The 18,474-nt window shown below is 71.6% G+C and carries 20 protein-coding genes; 5 read left to right on the forward strand and 15 right to left on the reverse strand.

The window, feature by feature from the left end; genetic code table 11:
* Positions 1-167 precede the first annotated feature (167 nt).
* Complete coding sequence (locus BLT82_RS11210) at positions 168-569, reverse strand: hypothetical protein (RefSeq protein ID WP_244291918.1); 402 nt, start codon at positions 567-569, stop codon at positions 168-170.
* 225 nt (positions 570-794) lie between these two features.
* Here BLT82_RS11210 and BLT82_RS11215 point away from each other — a divergent pair, with 225 nt between their 5' ends.
* Together BLT82_RS11215 and BLT82_RS11220 are read left to right on the forward strand one after the other, a co-directional pair.
* Positions 795-1,208 carry an STAS domain-containing protein gene (locus BLT82_RS11215; protein ID WP_093653767.1) on the forward strand — a complete coding sequence of 138 codons (414 nt, stop codon included), beginning with the start codon at positions 795-797 and terminating at the stop codon, positions 1,206-1,208.
* 298 nt (positions 1,209-1,506) lie between these two features.
* A complete protein-coding gene (locus BLT82_RS11220) occupies positions 1,507-2,037 on the forward strand; it encodes a hypothetical protein (RefSeq protein WP_143041485.1) in 531 nt (176 codons plus the stop codon).
* 130 nt (positions 2,038-2,167) lie between these two features.
* Here BLT82_RS11220 and BLT82_RS11225 read toward each other — a convergent pair whose 3' ends face one another.
* From BLT82_RS11225 to BLT82_RS11235, 3 genes are all read right to left on the reverse strand, one after another.
* On the reverse strand, positions 2,168-2,908 hold the full coding sequence (locus tag BLT82_RS11225; protein ID WP_093653769.1) for a PP2C family protein-serine/threonine phosphatase: 741 nt from the start codon (positions 2,906-2,908) through the stop codon (positions 2,168-2,170).
* A gap of 98 nt (positions 2,909-3,006) precedes the next feature.
* Complete coding sequence (locus tag BLT82_RS11230) at positions 3,007-4,173, reverse strand: magnesium and cobalt transport protein CorA (protein WP_093653770.1); 1,167 nt, start codon at positions 4,171-4,173, stop codon at positions 3,007-3,009.
* Between the two features lie 160 nt (positions 4,174-4,333).
* Positions 4,334-4,885, reverse strand: coding sequence for a DoxX family protein (locus BLT82_RS11235; RefSeq protein WP_093653771.1), 552 nt, complete (start codon positions 4,883-4,885; stop codon positions 4,334-4,336).
* A gap of 285 nt (positions 4,886-5,170) precedes the next feature.
* Here BLT82_RS11235 and BLT82_RS11240 point away from each other — a divergent pair, with 285 nt between their 5' ends.
* The gene (locus BLT82_RS11240) at positions 5,171-6,490 is read left to right on the forward strand and encodes a phytase (protein ID WP_093653919.1); all 1,320 of its coding nucleotides are present in this window, start codon (positions 5,171-5,173) and stop codon (positions 6,488-6,490) included.
* A 65-nt stretch (positions 6,491-6,555) separates the two neighbouring features.
* On the opposite strand, the gene BLT82_RS11245 is transcribed toward BLT82_RS11240, so the two are convergent.
* The 3 genes from BLT82_RS11245 to BLT82_RS11255 form a co-directional block, all read right to left on the reverse strand.
* Positions 6,556-6,921, reverse strand: a complete 366-nt coding sequence (locus BLT82_RS11245) for a PH domain-containing protein (protein ID WP_093653772.1) — start codon at positions 6,919-6,921, stop codon at positions 6,556-6,558.
* A gap of 89 nt (positions 6,922-7,010) precedes the next feature.
* Positions 7,011-7,781: a DUF72 domain-containing protein gene (locus tag BLT82_RS11250; protein ID WP_093653773.1), complete on the reverse strand. Its 771-nt coding sequence runs from the start codon at positions 7,779-7,781 to the stop codon at positions 7,011-7,013.
* Between the two features lie 76 nt (positions 7,782-7,857).
* Positions 7,858-8,706, reverse strand: a complete 849-nt coding sequence (locus tag BLT82_RS11255) for a maleylpyruvate isomerase family mycothiol-dependent enzyme (RefSeq protein ID WP_093653774.1) — start codon at positions 8,704-8,706, stop codon at positions 7,858-7,860.
* 149 nt (positions 8,707-8,855) lie between these two features.
* Between BLT82_RS11255 and BLT82_RS11260 the strand changes: the two genes are divergently transcribed.
* Both BLT82_RS11260 and pstS read left to right on the forward strand, forming a co-directional pair.
* Positions 8,856-9,293: a YybH family protein gene (locus BLT82_RS11260; RefSeq protein ID WP_093653920.1), complete on the forward strand. Its 438-nt coding sequence runs from the start codon at positions 8,856-8,858 to the stop codon at positions 9,291-9,293.
* Positions 9,294-9,481: 188 nt separating this feature from the next.
* A complete protein-coding gene (gene pstS, locus BLT82_RS11265) occupies positions 9,482-10,597 on the forward strand; it encodes a phosphate ABC transporter substrate-binding protein PstS (RefSeq protein ID WP_093653775.1) in 1,116 nt (371 codons plus the stop codon).
* A gap of 131 nt (positions 10,598-10,728) precedes the next feature.
* On the opposite strand, the gene pstB is transcribed toward pstS, so the two are convergent.
* From pstB to ribA, 8 genes are all read right to left on the reverse strand, one after another.
* Complete coding sequence (gene pstB / locus BLT82_RS11270) at positions 10,729-11,580, reverse strand: phosphate ABC transporter ATP-binding protein PstB (RefSeq protein ID WP_093653776.1); 852 nt, start codon at positions 11,578-11,580, stop codon at positions 10,729-10,731.
* A gap of 37 nt (positions 11,581-11,617) precedes the next feature.
* The gene (gene pstA, locus BLT82_RS11275) at positions 11,618-12,517 is read right to left on the reverse strand and encodes a phosphate ABC transporter permease PstA (RefSeq protein ID WP_093653777.1); all 900 of its coding nucleotides are present in this window, start codon (positions 12,515-12,517) and stop codon (positions 11,618-11,620) included.
* Positions 12,514-13,464 (reverse strand): phosphate ABC transporter permease subunit PstC, encoded by a 951-nt coding sequence (gene pstC, locus BLT82_RS11280; protein WP_093653778.1) that lies wholly within the window; start codon positions 13,462-13,464, stop codon positions 12,514-12,516. The genes pstA and pstC overlap by 4 nt, the downstream gene beginning before the upstream one ends.
* On the reverse strand, positions 13,461-14,438 hold the full coding sequence (locus tag BLT82_RS11285) for a PstS family phosphate ABC transporter substrate-binding protein (RefSeq protein ID WP_093653779.1): 978 nt from the start codon (positions 14,436-14,438) through the stop codon (positions 13,461-13,463). The genes pstC and BLT82_RS11285 overlap by 4 nt, the downstream gene beginning before the upstream one ends.
* A 183-nt stretch (positions 14,439-14,621) precedes the next feature.
* Complete coding sequence (locus BLT82_RS11290) at positions 14,622-16,724, reverse strand: MMPL family transporter (RefSeq protein WP_093653780.1); 2,103 nt, start codon at positions 16,722-16,724, stop codon at positions 14,622-14,624.
* Between the two features lie 212 nt (positions 16,725-16,936).
* The gene (locus tag BLT82_RS11295; protein ID WP_093653781.1) at positions 16,937-17,194 is read right to left on the reverse strand and encodes a hypothetical protein; all 258 of its coding nucleotides are present in this window, start codon (positions 17,192-17,194) and stop codon (positions 16,937-16,939) included.
* On the reverse strand, positions 17,191-17,547 hold the full coding sequence (locus BLT82_RS11300) for an ArsR/SmtB family transcription factor (protein ID WP_093653782.1): 357 nt from the start codon (positions 17,545-17,547) through the stop codon (positions 17,191-17,193). The genes BLT82_RS11295 and BLT82_RS11300 overlap by 4 nt, the downstream gene beginning before the upstream one ends.
* 197 nt (positions 17,548-17,744) lie before the next feature.
* Positions 17,745-18,416 carry a GTP cyclohydrolase II gene (gene ribA, locus BLT82_RS11305; protein ID WP_208867842.1) on the reverse strand — a complete coding sequence of 224 codons (672 nt, stop codon included), beginning with the start codon at positions 18,414-18,416 and terminating at the stop codon, positions 17,745-17,747.
* Positions 18,417-18,474 lie beyond the last annotated feature (58 nt).

Consider the following 18,474-nt stretch of genomic DNA (forward strand, 5'->3'; position numbering starts at 1 on the left):
ATTTCTTTCCCACAACTCACGCGGTTCCACATACGCACAAACGCTTCGCCCGGGTCCGGGACTCGTGCTCGCCCGAGAATTCACACGAAGAGCTCCAATGGCTCAAGTTTTCACGATTCACGGTCGTAGCCACCGGGACGGGGAGCGCCGGCGAGGCGGTGGGGCGGCTAGCGGGGCCCCGGGAGGTGCGCTACGGCACCCGGCACGCCCGGCTGTTCGGCGTCCCCGGCGGGTACCCGGGTCTCGGCGTCGGGCAGCGGCGGCAGCGGATCGCGTTCGAGCCGGAGCATGCGAAGGGTCCGCTGGGTCTCCTCCTCGAACGCGCGCAGGGAGGCGAGCCGGTCCCACTGCAGATCCCGTGCGCCCGGCAGCATCGCCCCGCGCGCCCGCCACTCGGACACCAGTTGCACGTACAGCGGTGTCTGGGCGAGCTCGCCGGGGCCGCGGTGGCGGGCGCCGGACCGCTCGGAACCGGGACGGCGCTCCCACGCCAGGACCCCGGTCTGGGGAGCCGGAGGGGTCAGTGGGTCGGAAGCCCCGGGAGCCGGCGACGTGTTGGAAGAATTCATCGAAGACAAAACGATTTCCCGCGCCGATGGACACGTCGCCGCGACGGCATGGGCCCGGCCGGCCTCCCGGCGGTGCCAGTTGATAGGGAAAGATGATCTCCGCCGCGGCCGAATGGAGCCGGCCACCTTCACCCGTATGGATCGTAGCCCGGGTGCAGTTCCCGGCACTTTTACGGTAGTTGTAGAGCGGCATTCGGGCGGCACACCGCGAAGGGGTACAACAGGATGAGCGTCGCAGAGTCGGTCGCGGTGCATTCGGATACCGCCGACCCTGGCCCCTGCGGCACTCCCGGGCGGCGAAACGACCCACCGGCGATCTCCTACTGCCGGACCATCGACCGCACGCTGGTCATCGCGCTCCGGGGCGTCCTCGACCGGGAGAGCGTCTACCCCTTGCGGCTGATGCTGACCGTCGCCGTGAAGTCCGGGTACTCGCGACTCGTCGTCGACTGCGCGGAAATCACCGACTGCGACAACGAGTTGCTGGAGCTCTTTCTCTCCTGGAAGCGCCACGACCGGAACATCGTGTTGGTCCACCCGTCCGGTCCGGTGCGCGATCTGATTGCCGCCGAGATTTCCCGGCGACTCTTTCTCTGTGCCCTTTCGGTCAAGCACGCACTGGACCTGATGGAGTGCTGAGGGCGGGCGCCGGGGACTGGGCGGCGGAACTCGCGCAACGCGGAAGTAATTCGCCCCCGGGCCCGCGGCGGCGGGGTGGGGCCGCACGTCCGAATTGAGTACGGGAACTACGGGTTTTCGCAGCCGCCCGGGTGATTGCGTCCGCGACACGAGGCAATCCGTAATCCTTTGATCGCGAAGAGTGAAGACTGCAGCCCGTGGCCACGCACGGCGTGACACGCAGGCGAACGAAAGGCACCGCCGAGTGCGTGCACGCCGGTGGTTCGGTCACTCCAAGTTCCGCGAGGAAGGTTCTCTGGTGAGCCGTACAATCCGCAGTTCCCGCACGAAGACCGCCATGCTGGTTTCGGCCGGCACCGTCGCCGCTCTGCTCAGCGTCGTTCCGAGCACCGCGGCCGTGGCCGACACGCTGCCCGCCTCCACCGCCTCCACCACCGAGCTGCCGGGTTCGGGCGCTCTGGTGATGAGCTTCGACGACGACCGCCGCGGCGAGCGCGGCGAGCGCGGCGAGCGCGGCGAGCGTGGCGAGCAGGGCCCTCCCGGACCGCAGGGCCCCGAGGGTGAGCTCGACACCTACGTCGTGACCGGCCCGGCCACGAGCCCTGACGCTCTCGTCGGCACGGACGTCACGTCGACCGCGCTGTGCCTGGGCAACGACATCGCCATCGGCGGTGGCTACGACACCACCGACCTCCTGTCCATCGACGTCGAGGACAGCGCGCCGGTGTTCGTCGGCACGGGTCCCGCCACCGGATGGAGGGCGACCGCCTCGGTCCTCGCCCTGGGCGGCTCGATCACCGCCTACGCGGTCTGCCACGACGTGGAGTAGTTCCTGTGCAAGGAGCGGTGGGGCACCGGTTGTTCGCCCCACCGCGCACGAGGACGGTGCCCCGGAGCTTCGGCTCCGCGGGCACCGTTCCCGTTTTCCGGCCGACGACGATCTGACGGGTCGCCCTCCGTCATCCGCCGATGCGGACCAGCGCCAGCGTGATGTTGTCCGGTCCGCCTGCCTCGATGGCGGCCTTCCACAGCTCGTAGGCGGCCCTGCCGTCGTCGTGGACCCGCAGCAGGGCGTGGAGTTCCTCGTCCGGTACCGGGTCCGTCAGCCCGTCGGTGCACACGAGGCACCGGTCGCCCGGGGACAGCGAAGTGGTGGTGACGTGGGGTGCGACCGGGGTGTAGGAGGGGCCGCCGCCGAGGGTCTGGGTGACCGCCGTGGTGACGCGCCGTCCTGGTGCCGCCGGTGGGCTGTCGTCCACGCTCAGCTGTCGCAGCCCGTCCTCGGCCGCGTCGTACACCTTGCTGTCGCCGATGTTGAACACCGTCACCGAGTCGTGCAGGACGACGACGCCCGCGACCGTGGTGCCCATCGTGAGCAGATCGGGGTTGTCGTCGGCGGCCGAGTACACCATGTGGTTGCACATGTTCAGCGCCTCGTTGACGGCGTCCTCGCCGTCCAGCGCGGGGCCGAGTGCGGCGAGCTGCCGCACGACGAGCGCGCTGGCCACCTCGCCGGCGGGCTGCCCGCCGAGTCCGTCGGCGACCGCGGCGACGAGCGGGGTGCCCAGCGGGAAGAGCAGCGTCTGCGGGTTCTCCGTCACGGTGCCGCACAGGGTCCAGGGGCCGGCGACGAGGCTGTCCTCGTTGTGCTCGCGGACCAGACCGACGTCGCTCAGGGCGGTCACGGCTATGTACGGCATCGTGGGCTTCGCCTCACCGATGTGGACGGCATGTCCTCACCCCCCATTGTGACGCGAGCCGCCTCCCGGCGTCCCGGCGGGCGCCGGAGGGAGGCCGGCTAGAGCCAGTCCCGGTGCTTGAACACGAAGTACAGGCTGACGCACACCAGCAGCATCAGCGCGACGGCGAACGGGTAACCGAAGCGCCAGTCCAGCTCGGGCATGTGGACGAAGTTCATGCCGTAGACGGTGCCGATGAGGGTGGGCGCGAAGAGGATGGCGGCCCAGCTGGAGATCTTCTTGATCTCGTTGTTCTGGGCGTGGCCGGCCTCGGCGAGCATCTTCATCTCCTCGTTCTGCGCCTGCGAGACGAGGGTGGCGTTGACGGTGAGGATGTCGCCGAGTGCCTGCCGGAAGCCGTTGACCCGCTCGGCCACGGTGGTCGCGTGGTCGGCGACGTCCCGCAGATAGCGCTGGAGCTCCTCGTCGGTGCCGTACTTCTGGAAGCCGGCCTGGAGGCCGTTCATGATCGCCAGCAGCGGCCGGGTGGCCCGCTGGAAGTCGACGACCTCGCGGGACAGCTCGTAGATCCGCCGGGACACCTGGGGGTCGCCGCGGAAGACCTCCGTCTCGATCTCGTCGATGTCGTGCTGGAGACCCGCGATCACCGGGGCGTAGCCGTCGACGACCGCGTCCAGGATGGCGTACAGCACCGCCTCGGGGCCGAGGGCGAGAAGGTCCGGGTCGGCCTCCAGCCGGCTGCGGACGACCGCCAGGTCCGGGGTCTGGCTGTGCCGCACGGTGAGGACGAACTCCGGGCCGACGAAGACGTGGATCTCGCCGAAGTCCACCTCCTCGGCCTCGTCCAGGTACCGGGCCGGGCGCAGCACGACGAAGAGCGTCTTCCCGTACCGCTCCAGCTTGGGGCGCTGATGGGCGACGATGGCGTCCTCGACGGCCAGTTCGTGCAGCCCGAACTGCTCCGCCGCCTCCCACAGCTGGGCGGGGGAGGGCCGGAACAGCCCGATCCAGGCCATCGTGCCCGGCTCTCCCGGGAGCCGGTGGTAGATCTCCGCCAGCGAGGTGGGCGTCTCCATCCGGCGCCCGTCGCGGTAGAGCGCGGCGTCCACGATGCTGCGCTCCAGCGGCGCCGGTTCCTGGGACTCGTGCTCCGCGCGGGGGTCCATGGAGTGCTCGGGAGCCGGGTCGGCCGGCTGCCGGGCGTGACCGGATGTCCGGAGCGGCCACCTGCCCGCCCGTGTCGCGCGTGGACGCCTGTCGGACATCGCCTGCACCTCGTCTGGCGGGGTCGCTCGATCGCCGGCCCGGCTGGGCGAGCCGGCACGGAACAGCCTATTTCGCGGTCGCCGGCTCCGCGATCACTGCGGTCCGACCGGAGGCCGCGCGCAGGTCGCGGGTCCGCCCGGAACCGGGAAGCCGCCCCGGCTACTTCAGCGCCAGGATGATGAACGCCCCGACGACCCCCAGGACCAGGGCGACGCCCGCCGGGACCCAGCCGCCGTTCCGCCACGGGAAGCGCGCGTCGAGCGAGAGCCCGAGCGGCCCGACCGCGGCGACCGTGAGCGCACCGACGGCGAGGAGCATCGGGTAGGCGAAGGCGGTGCCGGCAGCCGACCACAGGTCGATGTCGGGGGCGACCGCCATGGCGTTGACCATGACGCCGATGCAGGCCGCCGCGGAGAGCGGGGTGAGCAGACCGGCGGCCAGTCCCAGGCCGCCCAGGAACTCGGAGACGCCTGCCAGGCCGGCGAAGAAGACGCCGGGATCCCAGCCGAGCTGGGAGAACCCCTTGCCCGTCGCCTCCAGGCCGGGGCCGCCGAACCAGCCGAACAGCTTCTGGGCCCCGTGCCCCGCCAGGATCAGGCCGACGGCCAGCCGGAGCAGCAGCACGCCCGCGTCTGCCGCGCCGACCGTGACGGGAGCGCTGCCCGCCTCGGGACCGGTCGAGTGTCGGGCACGGTCGGTCGGGAGTTTCATGGTGGTGTCACCTCCTGCGCCGGCGCCGCGGGTCCCCGGTCCGCCGGAGCGCGGTTTCCGGGGGTGGGCCGTCGGCGCGGTAGGGCGGAGAAGCGGTCGTTGGGCGCACGCCGGTGGATCGGGCCTTCACCATCGATACTGCCCTCCCCGGCGGAGGTCGGCCAAGTTCACGGCGTGCACACGCGGGCACCGTGTGCCGGACGCCGGGCCTTCATCCGCCGATTCCATCCTCAACGGGAAGTCGTCATGTTCCCGACATGAAGTCCCGACATGGAGGAGTGCTTCGTGAGCAGCCCCCTTCCCGTCCGGCCGGCCGTCGCCGTGCTGGGCATGGTCCTCGTGGCGTCCGCCGCCCTCCCGGCCGCCGCGCAGTCTTCCGACGCGTCCCCCGTACCGACCGCCGCCGCCCTGCCGGCCGTCACCCCCACGGCCGAGGCGCCCACGCTGTACGACGACGAGGCGGGCGGCAACGCCAACGCGGACGACCCCGCGATCTGGCGCAACACCGCCGACCCCGGACGCAGCCTGGTGATCGCGACGGCCAAGGAGGGCGGACTGCGGGTGTACGACCTGGACGCCCGTCCGGTGCAGTCGATCGCGGCACCCGGCCCCGGGCGTCCGGGCGACGCACCCGGCCGCTTCAACAACGTGGACCTCGTGCACGGACTGCGGCTGCCGTCCGGCCGGGCCGACGTCGCCGTGACCACCGACCGGGGCCACGACCGGCTGCGCGTCCACCGCATCGACCGCGGACGCGCCGGCGGTCCCCTCGCCGACATCACCGACCCCGCCGCGCCCCCGGTCTTCTCCCGGGACCAGGCCGAGATCAACGGGCAGCGGACCGCTTATGGCCTCGCCACCTGGACCGACCGGGCCGGCCGCTCGTACGCGCTGGTCAGCCGCCGCGCGAGCACCGAGGTCGCGCTGCTGGAGCTGCGGCCGACCGCCGCAGGCACGGTCACCTACCGCACGGTGCGCGCGCTGCGGCTGCCGTCCTCCTTCCGGTTGCCCGACGGCACCTCCTGGACGCCGTGCGGTGAACCCGGCGACGCGCCGCAGGTCGAGGGCATGGTCGTCGACCCGGCGAACGGGATGCTCTACGCCGGCCAGGAGGACGTCGGGATCTGGCGCGTCCGGGCCGACCTCACCGGCACTCCCCGGCTCGTCGACAAGGTCCGCGAGTTCGGCGTCCCCGCCGCCTACGACGAGGCGACCGAGGAGTGCGTCGCGGGCGCGGACCCCGGCTTCGGCGGCAAGCGCCTGTCCGCCGACGTCGAGGGGCTGACCCTGCTCACCGAGCCCGGCGGCGACGGCTACCTCCTGGCGTCGAGTCAGGGCGACGACACCTTCGCGCTCTACGACCGGGAGGTGGGCGACGGCAACGCGTACGAGGGCGGCTTCCGCGTCACCGCCGCCTCGGCCGCCCTGGACGGCTCCGAGGAGTCCGACGGCGCGGCCGTGCTGAACGCGCCGCTCGGCGCGAAGTACCCGAACGGCCTGCTCGTCGTGCAGGACGGGCACGACACACCGGGCGACGGCGACCGCGAGGCCACCGGCTTCAAGTTCGTGGACCTCGGCGCCGTGATGGAGCGCGCCGGCCGCTGACGCGACGGCCGTCCGAACGGCCAGTGCGCCCCGGCGGGACCGCCGGGGCGCACTCCGTCACGGTCCTACCGGGTCACGAACTGCGTGAGGATGGCCTGCACCTCGTAGATGTCGACACCCTTGGTGAACGTCTTCTGGATCGGCGCGGCGCTGCCCGAGATCCAGATCTTCAGCTCCGCGTCCAGGTCGAACGTGCCGGCCGTCTCCACCGCGAAGTGGGTGATGCTGCGGTACGGGACGGAGTGGTACTCCACCTTCTTGCCGGTGATGCCCTGCTTGTCGACCAGCAGGAGGCGGCGGTCGGTGAACAGGATGGTGTCGCGGATCAGCAGGAACGCGGCGTGCACCTGCTCCCCCTGCCCCAGCAGCCGCGCGTAGTCCTGCTGTGCCTTGTCCGGATCGACCGTGTGCGCGTTCCCGAACAGTGCCATGAGAGGCCCCCCACTCATTGAAGTTGCAACGATTTTTGCACTGTATACCGGAAGTTCGGGAAGCGGCCGGGTTGTTCCGGGCCCGGACGTCAGCCCGTGGCGCCGGGCGTACGGGTCACGGTCCGGCCCGCGGCGGCAGCCGCGCGGGCGAACCTCGCGGCGTCCACGACGGCCGCCCCTCCCGTGTCGTTGTTGAAGTACACGAACACGTCGTCCGTGTCGGGCCAGGCACCGGCCAGCCGCCGGACCCACGCCGTCAGCGCCTGGCGGCCGTAGCGCGGCGGGGGCTGGGCGAGCCCGCCGTGGAGGCGCAGATAACCCCAGCCCGCCGTGCGCCACAGCGGGGTGACGGGGCGGGATCCCCGGTCCGCCCAGCACAGCGCGCTGCCGTGGCGCTCCAGCACCGCCCGGAGCTCACGCTCCGCGTCCCACCACGACGGGTGGCGCAGCTCGACGGCGACCCGGACACGGCGCGGGAAGCAGCGCAGGCAGGCGTCCAGCGCCGCGGTGTCCTCCCGGAAGTTCGGCGGCAGTTGCAGCAGGACGGGCCCGAGCCGGCCGCCGAGCCCCTCCGCCCGGCCCATCAGCCGTTCCACCGGCTCCTCGGGATCGTGCAGCCGTTTCAGATGCGTCAGATACCGGCTCGCCTTGACCGCCATGACGAAGTCCCCGGGCGTGCGGTCGCGCCAGGAGGCGAAGACGTCCTCGGCGGGGAGCCGGTAGAAGGCGTTGTTGTTCTCCACCGTGGCGAAGTGCCGGGCGTACTCCTCCAGCCACAGCCGCTGCGGCACCCCGGACGGGTAGAGGATGCCGCGCCAGTCCTTGTACTGCCATCCCGAGGTTCCGACGAGCATGGGCATGGACGCATCCGTGCCCGGCCCGCGGCCGGTCGTACCGCCCGCGCGCCGCGGGCACTCCGAACGCGGGTCCGGCGGCTCAGGGGGCGGCGAAGAGCGTGGGGAAACGGGGTGCGAGCCAGGGCCTGCGCCCCCAGGCCAGCACGCCGCCCCGGGCCATGGCGCCCCACGGCCCGCGGCGGCCGAGCGCCATCAGCAGGAACGCGACCGGCTCGGTCAGGATCGTGCAGTCCGGTCGTTCCGGCGTGCGCGCCTCCACGACGGGCCGGCCGTCGGCGAAGGTGACGCCGAACGAGGCGCCGCCCCACAGCCGGATCTCGTAACGCGCCGTCAGACCCGCGGCGGCGGAGGCGTCGAGGACCCGAGGCATCGCCGTGATCAGGAAGGGGAACGTCAGCTCGACCCGGCGCCGGTCCACCATGTGCGGACGACGCAGGGCGCGGGCCAGGTCCCAGCCGTGGCCCAGCATGTGCGTCAGCAGGTACGAGCCGAGCGTCGCCAGGTCCATCGGGCCCAGCGGGGTGTGCAGCGGCTCGCCGGGGGCGGCCGGCTCCCGGTCCTCCCGCGCGTCCCGGGCCGCCACCGCCCCGACGAACGCCTCGGCGTGCTCCACGATCATCGCGGCCAGAGGGTCGGCGCCCCGCTCGGCGAAACCGGCGAGTGCGAGGGCGTTGGCCGCGGCCAGGCTCTGCGGGGTGCCGTCCCCGTGCCGGCGCTCACGGCCCGCCGCGATGTCGGCCATCAGCTCGTTGGCCTGCGCCAGATGGGCGGCCGCCTCGCCCACGGTCCACTCCGACCCGGGCACCGCGATGCCGGTGTCCGCCGCGCCGGACAGCAGCGCGGCGATCTCCGCCGCCGTGTCGCGTATCGCGTCACCGAGCCCCTCGGGCAGAGTGCCCAGTGTTCCCCGTCCGGCCGCCGTCGTCATCTCTTCGCCCTCCGCGTCTCGGGTCCGCGGTACCCAACCAGGTGGGCGGGCCCATGACAAGGGCGGTGCCGGGGCCGGCGGCGAACCGCGTACGGCACCGGTGACGGGAACGACCGTGCGAGCGGCGACACGAGGAGCTTGAACCAGTGGTGAACGGCGACGAGGACGAGATCCGGAACCTGATCGAGCAGTGGGCCGCCGCCGTGCACGCGGGCGATCTGGACGCTGTCCTCGCGCACCACTCGGACGACATCGTCATGTTCGACGTGCCTCCGCCGTTCGAAGGCGTCCGGGGCATCGACGCCTACCGTGCGGCCTGGCCGCCCTTCTTCGCGTGGCAGCGGCAGGGGGCCTCGTTCGCGATCGACTCGCTCGACGTGACCGCAGGCGGCGACGTGGCCTTCGCCCACGCCCTGCTGCGTTGCGGCACCCCCCGCGAACTGGCCGAACGGCCGGACCTGCGACTGCGGCTCACGGTCGGACTGCGCAAGCGGGACGGGCGGTGGGTCGTCACCCACGAGCACCACTCCTTCCCCGACACGTCGGTGGACGCGGCACCACCGGGGAACGGCGCCGGAAAGGCGTAGCCGCTGCCCGGAGACGGCCCGGCGACGGCCTGCCGCCGAGCGGGGTCCCGCCCGTCGCCGGCCGGCCGAGCGCAGCACAGTGGTCGGCCGCACGTCGACTGATGTTCGCCCGGCCGTCACCCGGTCCGCGGCGGGATCGACGACGATCCCAGGGGGAGAAGAGGGGCGGGCGCAGAACCGTGGGACGCATGAGACGTACGAACCGATGGGTACGCCCGGCAGCGGCCGCCGTCGCGGCCGCACTGGCACTGGCCGGCTGTGCGGGGGAGGGCCCGGCGGAGGAGCGGGCCGAGGCCGGCCCCCCGCCGGTGTCCGCGGACATCGACTGCGCCGAGTCCGGCAAGGTGCAGGGCTCCGGCTCGACCGCCCAGCAGAACGCCATGAAGCACTGGATCGACCGGTACCAGCGCGCCTGCCCCGGTGTGCGGATCGCCTACAACGCCGTGGGGTCCGGCGCCGGAGTGGCCCAGTTCCTGCGGGGAGCGACCGCCTTCGGCGGCACGGACAGCGGGCTGGGCGAACAGGACGTCAAGATCTCCCGGACGTTCTGCGCCGGCGGCCGGGCCATCGACCTGCCGATGGCCGGCGGGCCCGTGGCCCTGGGTTACCACCTCCCGGGCGTCGACGGCCTCGTCCTCGACGCCCCCACCCTGGCGGGGATCTTCGACTCCCGCATCACCACCTGGAACCACCCCGACATCCGTCGCCTCAACCCCGGCGTGCGGCTTCCCGAGCTCGCGATCACCGCCGTGCACCGCTCGGACGACTCGGGCACGACGCAGAACCTGAACGCCTATCTGTCTGGCGCGGCGGGCGACGACTGGCCGTACGAGGCGGAGAAGGCCTGGCAGGCCAAGGGCGGCCACTCTGCGGCCGGTTCCGAAGGGATCGCCTCGGCGGTGGCCGGCACCCAGGGAGCCATCGGCTACTTCGAGCTGTCCTTCGCCGCCACCCGGAAGATCGACACGGTACGCATCGACACCGGCGCGGCGGAGCCCGTCGCGCCGAGTGCCGAGAGCGCCTCCCGGGGCATCGCCCAGGCGAAGGTCGTCGGCCGGGGCAGCGACATGAAGCTGGAGTTCGACCACGGGACCTCCGCCGACGGCGCGTACCCGATCGTGCTCGTGACGTACGAGGTCGTCTGCGACACGGGGAACAACCCGACGAGCCTTCCGGCGCTGAAGTCGTTCCTGGCGTACACCGCCGGCGAGGAGGGGCAGGGGCTGCTGCCGGCGATCCACTACGCGCCGCTCCCGGACAGCGTGGCCAGCCGGGTCCGGAAGATCGTCGCCACGCTTTCCTGACGCCTGACGCCTGACGCCTGACGCCTGACGCCTGACGCCGGGCGCCGTGCGCCTCGGCTCCGATGCCCCGGTGCCTGACGCCTCGGCTCCGATGTCCGGGGCCGGGCGCCTGGCCGCCGCCGCGGCGGCGGTCAGCCGAAACGGCCCGAGATGTAGTCCTCGGTACGCTGGTCGGACGGATTGCTGAAGAGCGTGCCCGTCTCGTCGAACTCGATGAGCCGGCCGTGGCGCACTCCGCTCCCGTCGATCTCCGAACTGAAGAACGCGGTCTGTTCCGACACCCGCGCCGCCTGCTGCATGTTGTGCGTGACGACGATGATGGTGAACTCCTGGGCCAGGTGCTCCATCAGGTCCTCGATCTTCGCCGTGGCGATCGGGTCCAGCGAGGAGCACGGCTCGTCCATCAGGATCACCTCCGGCTCGACCGCGATGGTCCGGGCGATGCACAGCCGCTGCTGCTGCCCGCCGGAGAGCGCCAGCGCCGACGTCCTGAGCTTGTCCTTGACCTCGTCCCACAGCGCCGCGTGGGTCAGCGTCTCCTCCACCAGGTCGTCCAGGTTGCCCTTGAAGCCGCCGACGCGGGGGCCGTACGCGATGTTGTCGTAGATGGACTTGGGGAACGGGTTGGGCTTCTGGAAGACCATGCCGATGCGGCGGCGGACCTCGATGGGGTCGACCTCGCGTCCGTACAGGTCCTCGTTGTGGTAGCGGACCTTGCCGGCCACACGGGCCCCGGGCAGCAGGTCGTTCATCCGGTTGAAGCAGCGCAGCACGGTGGACTTGCCGCAGCCCGAGGGGCCGATCATCGCCGTGATCTGGCGGGCCCCGATGTTCATGTTGACGTCGCGCACGGCCTCGTGGTCGCCGTAGAACACGGACAGACCGCCGACCTCGAAGACCGTCTCGGACGGTGGAAGGGTGACGCTGCGGGCCGGCTGCGGCGGCCTGGTGCCGCCGGGTCCGTGGCCGGGAGGGGTGGTCATGGGGCTTCCTCACACGGGGTCTTCGGTGGCACGGCAGTCACCAGCGGCGGGTGAAGTGGTTGCGCAGCCAGATCGCCAGCGAGTTCATGACCAGCAGGATCACCAGCAGGACGACGATCGCGGCGGAGGCGAGCGCGGTGAACTCGGCTCGGGACTGACTGATCCAGTTGAAGATCTGGATCGGCAGCACCGTGAACTGGCTGTGGACGCCCGTCGGGTTGAACGTGATGAACGTCAGCCCGCCGAGCAGCAGCAGCGGCGCGGCCTCCCCGATGGCACGGGACAGCGCGAGGATCGAGCCGGTCGCCATGCCCGGCACGGCGGCGGGCAGCACCTGGCGCCAGATGGTCTGCCACTGGGTGGCGCCCAGCGAGAGGGATGCCTGCCGGATGGACTGGGGCACCGCCCGGATCGCCTCCCGGGACGAGATGATCACGATGGGCAGCACCAGTAGGGACAGGGTGAGCGCGGCCGTGAGCACGGTCTGCCCGAAGCCCAGTCCGCGGGAGATCACACCCAGGCCGAGGATGCCGTAGACGATGGAGGGGACGGCCGCCAGGTTCTGGATGTTGATCTCGACGACACGGTTCCACCACCGGTCGCGGTCGGCGTACTCCTCCAGGTAGATCGCGGTGAGCACACCGGTCGGCAGGCAGTACAGGGCGGTGAAGGAGATGACCCAGATCGTGCCCGTGATCGCCGACTGGGCGCCGGCGTTCGACGGGTCGATGATGTCCGGGAAGTTGGTCCACAGCTTCGGGTTCAGCCGGGGCCAGCCCTCGACGACCACATAGGTGAGCAGACCGGCCAGGAAGACCACCCCGATGGCGAGCGAGGCCCAGAGGCTGAGCCGGAAGAACTGCTCGCGCAGCGGCGTGCCCCGGCCCTTCAGCCGGGGGATCTCGGGCGGGTCGGAGGTGACCGCGGTGGGGATCATTCGTACACCTCGCGGTAGCGGCGCACCAGGCGGATGCTGATCAGGTTCATCACCAGCGTGATGGCGAAGAGCAGCAGGCCCACGGCGAAGATCGTCTGGTAGCCGGTGGACCCGGTGGGCAGGTCGCCGATGCCGGCGGCGGCGATGAACGCGGTCATCGTCTGCATTCCCTCGAGCGGGTCGAAGGTGAGGTTCGGGCGGCCGCCGGCCGCGATCGCCACGATCATCGTCTCCCCGATGGCGCGGGAGACTCCGAGGACGACAGCGGCGACGATGCCGGACAGCGCCGCGGGGAACACGACCCTGGTCGAGACCTGCATCCGGGAGGAGCCGAGGGCGTAGGCGCCGTCGCGCAGCGAGCGGGGCACGGCGGCCATGGAGTCCTCGGCCAGCGACGCGATCGTCGGGATGATCATGATGCCCATGACGAAGCCGGCCGAGAGGGCGTTGAAGACCTCCGGTGGGTCGTCGCCCGGCCAGAACCGCTGGAGGAACGGGGTGATCGCCTTGAGCGCGAAGAAGCCGTAGACCACGGTGGGGATGCCGGCGAGGACCTCCAGCACGGGCTTGAAGGTCCCGCGGACCCGGTGGCCGGCGTACTCGCTCAGGTAGACGGCCGCGCCGAGGCCGAGCGGGACGGCCACGAGCAGCGCGATGACCGTGACCACCAGCGTGGCCGTCACCAGCGGCAGGACACCGAAGTGCGGCGGTTCGAACAGCGGTGACCAGTCGGTGCCGGTGATGAACTCCCCGAGGTCGACCTTGCCGAAGAACTCCACGACCGGGGGGATCAGCGCGACGACGATGCCGACCGTGGTCAGCACCGAGACCAGCGCGGCGGCCACGAGCAGGACCTTGACCACCCGCTCGGTCCAGCGCGGCTGCGACCGCTTCAGGAAGCCGGGGGTTCCCGCAGCGGCCCGTCGGCGCAGAGTTCGCGAGGTCATGGCGAGTGCTGCTCGCGCAGCCTGGTCAGGTCCTGCCGCAGCTCGGCCTCCTGGGCGGAGCTGAGCGGGACGAACTGGGCGGCCCTGGCGATGCCGGCGTTGTTCTCGACGTAGTACTCCACGAACGCCTCGACCTCCTTCCGGTCGAGGGCGGCGGCGCTGGGATAGATGAGGAGCGGCCGTGAAAGGGGCCGGTAGGTGCCGTTCTGGACGGTGGTCCCCGTGGGCGCGACACAGCCGTTTCCCCCGTCGATCCTCAGGAGCTTCAGCCGGTCCTTGTTCTCCTCGTAGTACGACAGCCCGAAGTAGCCCAGGCCGCCCCGGGAGCCGGAGACGCCCTGCACCGTGACGTTGTCGTCCTCGCTCGGGGAGTAGTCCGTGCGGGAGGCGCCCTCCTCGCCGTTGACGGCCTGGGTGAAGTAGTCGAAGGTGCCGGAGTCGGTGCCGGGGCCGAACAGCTCCAGTTCGACGTCCGGGAAGCCGGGGTCGACCTGGTTCCAGTTGTCGATCCGGGAGCCGGGCTCCCAGATCCTGCGCAGCTGTTCGACGGTGAGGCAGTCGACGAAGTCGTTGTCCTTGCTCACCACGACGGACAGGCCGTCGTTGGCGATCCGCAACTCCTCGTACCCCACGCCCTTCTCCGCGCAGCGCGCCTGCTCCTCGGCGGTGATCGGCCGCGAGGCGTCGGCGATCTCCGTCTCGCCGTTGCAGAACTTCTCGAAGCCGCCTCCGGTGCCGGAGGTGCCGACCGTGATCCGCACGCCGGGGTTGCGCTGCTGGAAGAGCTGGGCGGCCGCCGTGGAGAGCGGGGCCACCGTGCTGGAGCCGTCCACCCTGATCGTGCCGGACAGCCCGTCGCCCCCGCCGTCGCCGGAGCCGGCGTCGGCACCGCCGCACGCGCCCGCGGCCACGACCAGGGCGGCGGCCAGGCTCACCCGTGCCGTGGCCCGGCGAGGGGTACGGGGGATGTTCACGTCGGCTCTCGATCCTCGTCTGCGCACTCGCCGGTCGTCGGTGCCGGAGCCCGCCCGTCGGCCGCCAGAAGCGACAAAGTACCTCATTAGGTTACGGACGACCCGTGGTCCGCGCGACCGACGAGGAGGCCGCGGCGGGCGGGCGAACGGGCCGGACCGGCGCCGGCCCGGCCCGTTCACCGCTCAGACGGGTGCGTGCTCCCGCTCCCCGCTCGTGCGGGGCAGGCCGTCCGGTCGGCCGAGCTCCCGGAAGAGGCGGCCCGGCCACCAGAACCAGCGGCCGAGGTCCAGGGCGAGGGCGGGCACCAGCACCGTACGGACCAGGAAGGTGTCCAGCAGGACCCCGATGCCGACGAGCACCCCCATCTGGGCCATGGTCACCAGCGGCAGACCCGCGAAGACCGCGAAGGTCGCCGCGAGGACCACACCGGCCGAGGTGATGACGCCGCCGGTGCTGGTCAGGCCCTCCAGCACGCCCCGGACGTGCCCGGCGCGACCGGTCTCCTCCCGTACCCGGTGCATGAGGAAGATGTTGTAGTCGATGCCGAGCGCCACCAGGAAGACGAAGCCCATCAGCGGGATCGACCAGTCGACTCCGGCGTGCCCGAGGACGTGCTCGAAGAGGAGGTTCGAGGCCCCGAGCGCGGCGAAGTAGGAGAGCACGACCGTGCCGAGCAGCAGCAGCGGCCCGACCAGCGAGCGCAGCAGCCAGACCAGGACGAGCAGGACGACGGCGAGGACGGCGGGGATCACCGTGCGCAGATCGCGGGCGGCCGCACGCTGGGTGTCCAGGGTCTGCGCCGTGGTTCCGCCGACGAGGGCTTCCGCGCCGTCGACGGAGTGCACGGCCGTGCGCAGCCGGTCCACGGTGTCCTTGGCGGCACCGCTGTCCGGGGTGTCCGCCAGCACCACGGAGAGCGCGGCGAGTTCACCGCCGGGCGTGCGGCCGCCGTTCTCCACCCGGGCGACGCCCGGCACCTCGGACACGAGGGCCCCGACCTCGGCGGCACGGTCCGCCTTCACGACGATTCTGGCCGGGTCGGCGGCGCCCGAAGGGTAGTGCGCGGAGATCCGCTCCTGGGCGACGACCGACTCGGGCTTGTCCTGGAACATCTCGGACTGCTGCAGGCCCATCCCGATCCCGGTCGCGCTGAGTGCCAGCACACAGGTGACGGCGGCGGACATCAGCCAGGACCAGCGGGGGTGCCGGGCGACCGCGGCGCCGACGCGGGACCAGACGGTACGCGCCTTGCGGGCCGGGGTGCCGTACCGCGGGACGAACGGCCAGAACACCCAGCGGCCCGCGATCACCAGCAGCGCGGGCAGCACCGTGACCATGGCCAGGAAGCCGCAGACCACCCCGACCGCGCCGACGAGGCCCATCGACCGGGAGGAGTTGACGTCCGCGAGGGCGAGGCAGACGAGCCCGACGGCGATCGTCCCGGCGGAGGCCAGCACCGCGGGCCCGGAGCGCCGCAGCGCGACCGCCATCGCCCTGTGCCGGTCCTCGTGGCGGTGCAGCTCCTCGCGGTAGCGCGCGATCAGCAGCAGCGCGTAGTCCGTGCCGACGCCGAACACGAGCACCATGAGGATGCCGGCGCTCTGCGGGTCGACGGGCAGCTGCGCGTACCTGGCGAGCAGATACGTGCCGACCTGGGTGAGCACGGCGGCGAAGCCGACGGCAAGCAGCGGGAAGAGCCACAGCACGGGGCTCCGGTAGGTGACGAGCAGCAGTACGGCCACCACGAGACCGGTGGCGATCATGAGCGTGGAGTCGAGGGAGTCGAACACCGCGACCTGGTCGGTCAGCGAGCCGGCCGGACCGCCGACCTCGGCCCGCACGCCCGGCGGGGCGCCCTCGCCGGCGATGCGGCGCATCTCGTCGACGGTGCCCGTCAGCCCGTCCTCCTCGGTGGAGAGCGGGACCACGGTCATCAGCGCCTGGCCGTCGTCGGACGGGAGCGGCGGCGCGACCCGCTCGCCCTCGGCCGCGAACCCGGCGAAGGCGGCTCGGTCGGCCTCGGCCTTCGCCCGTGCACCGTCCCCGGTGTAGACGACGACTGCCGGCATGATCGTGTCCGTACGGAACCTCTCCAGCTCCGTGTTGACCCGGGCGGACTCGGCGCCGCGCGGGAGGAAGGCGTTGGCGCCGGTGTCCTCGACCTCGCCCAGCCTGCCCGCGAGCGGACCGAGGGCGACGGCGAGCAGCAGCCAGGCCGCGAGGACGAGCCATTTGGTGCGACGGCCCCCTGGTGCGGTGGCCACGCGCGTGAGCAGCGCGTTCATGAGTAGTCTCCTGGGAGTGGAGTTCGGGGCGCACGGGACCCGCACCGCGGCGTGAGGGTTTGCCGACCTGCCGCGGAGTCACGGGTGCCGTGGCGCCTGGGAGTGTTCTCCATGGGCACGGCCGGGAGTTGCCGCTCCCGGCCGTGCCGTTCTTCGTGGGTGTGCCTGCCGTCCGCACGGCCCGGTGCCGTGCCCGCAGGGCTCGAAGGACCTCAGTCGATGGAGCGCATCATCTTCTCCATCGAGGTGATCGAGGCGCGGGCCTGCGTCAGCTCCTCCAGCGTGCGCCGGTGCAGTTCGACGTTGTCCTCCAGCAGTTCGGCGTACCTGGCCGCGAGCCGCTTGTACTGCTCCTCGCGGGCCGCGAGCATCCTGGCCCGCCAGGTCGCGGCGACCTGCCACACGACGACCATCAGGAAGAGGAAGACACCGCCGGCACCGACCGCTCCGGCCCAGTCCGTTGAGTTCATTTCGCCGTCTCCTTCACGGTCTCTTTCTCCTCCTGGGTGATCGTCGCGGCCGCCTGTGCGACCGCTTCCGGGGTCAGGGCGAAGGCGAACGGGGTGACCTCGAAGTACTTCACGGCCTTTCCGTCCGCCGCCTGTTCCAGCGAGCCGGCGACGAGCCCGGCGGCCTCCAGCCGCTGCAGGTGCATGTGCAGCAGGGGCCGTCCGATGCCCAGCTCGCGGGCGAGCCTGCTGACGTAGTTGCGGCCGCCCTCGGTGAGCGCCGCGACGATCCGCAGCCGGTGCGGATTGCCGAGCGCCGCGAGGATCCGCAGCAGTTCGTCCCCCGTCGGGTGCGGCGCCGTGCCTCCGGTCATCACGCTCCCTTCGCGGCTACCTGTCAGTCAAAGCTGACACCCCCCGGGGCACCTGTCAAAGAGAACTGACACATCTCAGGGTCGAAGGGGGGGAGATCTCAGGGGCTCCTCGGGGTCGGGGCGCACACGAAGGCCCCCCACCGTGCGGTGAGGGGCCTTTCGGGTGCGCGGGGAGCGGCCCGCCGGTCACTGCGTACTCAGGACTGGTCCGCCGTGCGGTCCAGCGGGGGGCGGTCGAGATGGGGGAGGAGATGGCCCATGCGCTCCCGCTTGGCCCGCAGATAGAAGATGTTCTCCTCACGGGGCTGCGTCAGCAGCGGGACCTGCTCGCTGACCTCGATGCCGTGCCGCAGCAGTGCCTCCCGCTTGAGCGGGTTGTTCGACATCAGCCGTACCGACCGGACGCCGAGGTCGTGCAGCATGTCCGCGGCGACTCCGTAGTCGCGGGAGTCGACGGGGAGGCCGAGCGCGAGATTCGCCTCGACGGTGTCCATTCCCTCCGCCTGGAGTTGCATCGCCTGGAGCTTGGCCAGCAGACCGATACCGCGTCCCTCGTGGCCCTGGAGGTACACGAGGACGCCGCGGCCCTCGCTCACGATCGCGCGCAGTGCCGCCGACAGCTGGTCGCCGCACTCGCAGTGGCGTGAACCGAACGCGTCACCGGTGAGGCACTCCGAATGCAGTCGGGCCAGAACGTCCTCTCCCGTGATGTCGCCGTATACCAGCGCGATTTGTTCGTCACCGCGAATGCGATCCAGGTAGCCGATGGCGCGGAAAACACCGTATTTGGTGGACAGTTGGACAGTTGCCATGCGCTCGGTGTTCTTGGCGCGAGCGTCCATGCGGAGAGTGCCATCGCTGTCTGTCATGGCCGGATCCTATCGGGTAGCCTCTGGCGGGAGTTGTCTTCGGTGTGGAGATCTCGAC

Source organism: Streptomyces wuyuanensis, from assembly GCF_900103455.1.
GTDB classification, from domain to species: domain Bacteria; phylum Actinomycetota; class Actinomycetes; order Streptomycetales; family Streptomycetaceae; genus Streptomyces; species Streptomyces wuyuanensis.

Coding starts and splice junctions, on each gene's coding strand:
- BLT82_RS11255 (WP_093653774.1), bottom strand. CDS start 8,706: ATGACGACGGCGGCCGGACGGGGAACACTGGGCACTCTGCCCGAGGGG.
- BLT82_RS11290 (WP_093653780.1), bottom strand. CDS start 16,724: ATGAACGCGCTGCTCACGCGCGTGGCCACCGCACCAGGGGGCCGTCGC.
- BLT82_RS11215 (WP_093653767.1), top strand. CDS start 795: ATGAGCGTCGCAGAGTCGGTCGCGGTGCATTCGGATACCGCCGACCCT.
- BLT82_RS11250 (WP_093653773.1), bottom strand. CDS start 7,781: ATGCCCATGCTCGTCGGAACCTCGGGATGGCAGTACAAGGACTGGCGC.
- pstC (WP_093653778.1), bottom strand. CDS start 13,464: ATGACCTCGCGAACTCTGCGCCGACGGGCCGCTGCGGGAACCCCCGGC.
- pstS (WP_093653775.1), top strand. CDS start 9,482: ATGAGACGTACGAACCGATGGGTACGCCCGGCAGCGGCCGCCGTCGCG.
- BLT82_RS11245 (WP_093653772.1), bottom strand. CDS start 6,921: ATGGCACTGTTCGGGAACGCGCACACGGTCGATCCGGACAAGGCACAG.
- pstA (WP_093653777.1), bottom strand. CDS start 12,517: ATGATCCCCACCGCGGTCACCTCCGACCCGCCCGAGATCCCCCGGCTG.
- BLT82_RS11210 (WP_244291918.1), bottom strand. CDS start 569: ATGAATTCTTCCAACACGTCGCCGGCTCCCGGGGCTTCCGACCCACTG.
- BLT82_RS11235 (WP_093653771.1), bottom strand. CDS start 4,885: ATGAAACTCCCGACCGACCGTGCCCGACACTCGACCGGTCCCGAGGCG.
- ribA (WP_208867842.1), bottom strand. CDS start 18,416: ATGACAGACAGCGATGGCACTCTCCGCATGGACGCTCGCGCCAAGAAC.
- BLT82_RS11300 (WP_093653782.1), bottom strand. CDS start 17,547: ATGACCGGAGGCACGGCGCCGCACCCGACGGGGGACGAACTGCTGCGG.
- BLT82_RS11230 (WP_093653770.1), bottom strand. CDS start 4,173: ATGTCCGACAGGCGTCCACGCGCGACACGGGCGGGCAGGTGGCCGCTC.
- BLT82_RS11295 (WP_093653781.1), bottom strand. CDS start 17,194: ATGAACTCAACGGACTGGGCCGGAGCGGTCGGTGCCGGCGGTGTCTTC.
- pstB (WP_093653776.1), bottom strand. CDS start 11,580: ATGACCACCCCTCCCGGCCACGGACCCGGCGGCACCAGGCCGCCGCAG.
- BLT82_RS11225 (WP_093653769.1), bottom strand. CDS start 2,908: ATGCCGTACATAGCCGTGACCGCCCTGAGCGACGTCGGTCTGGTCCGC.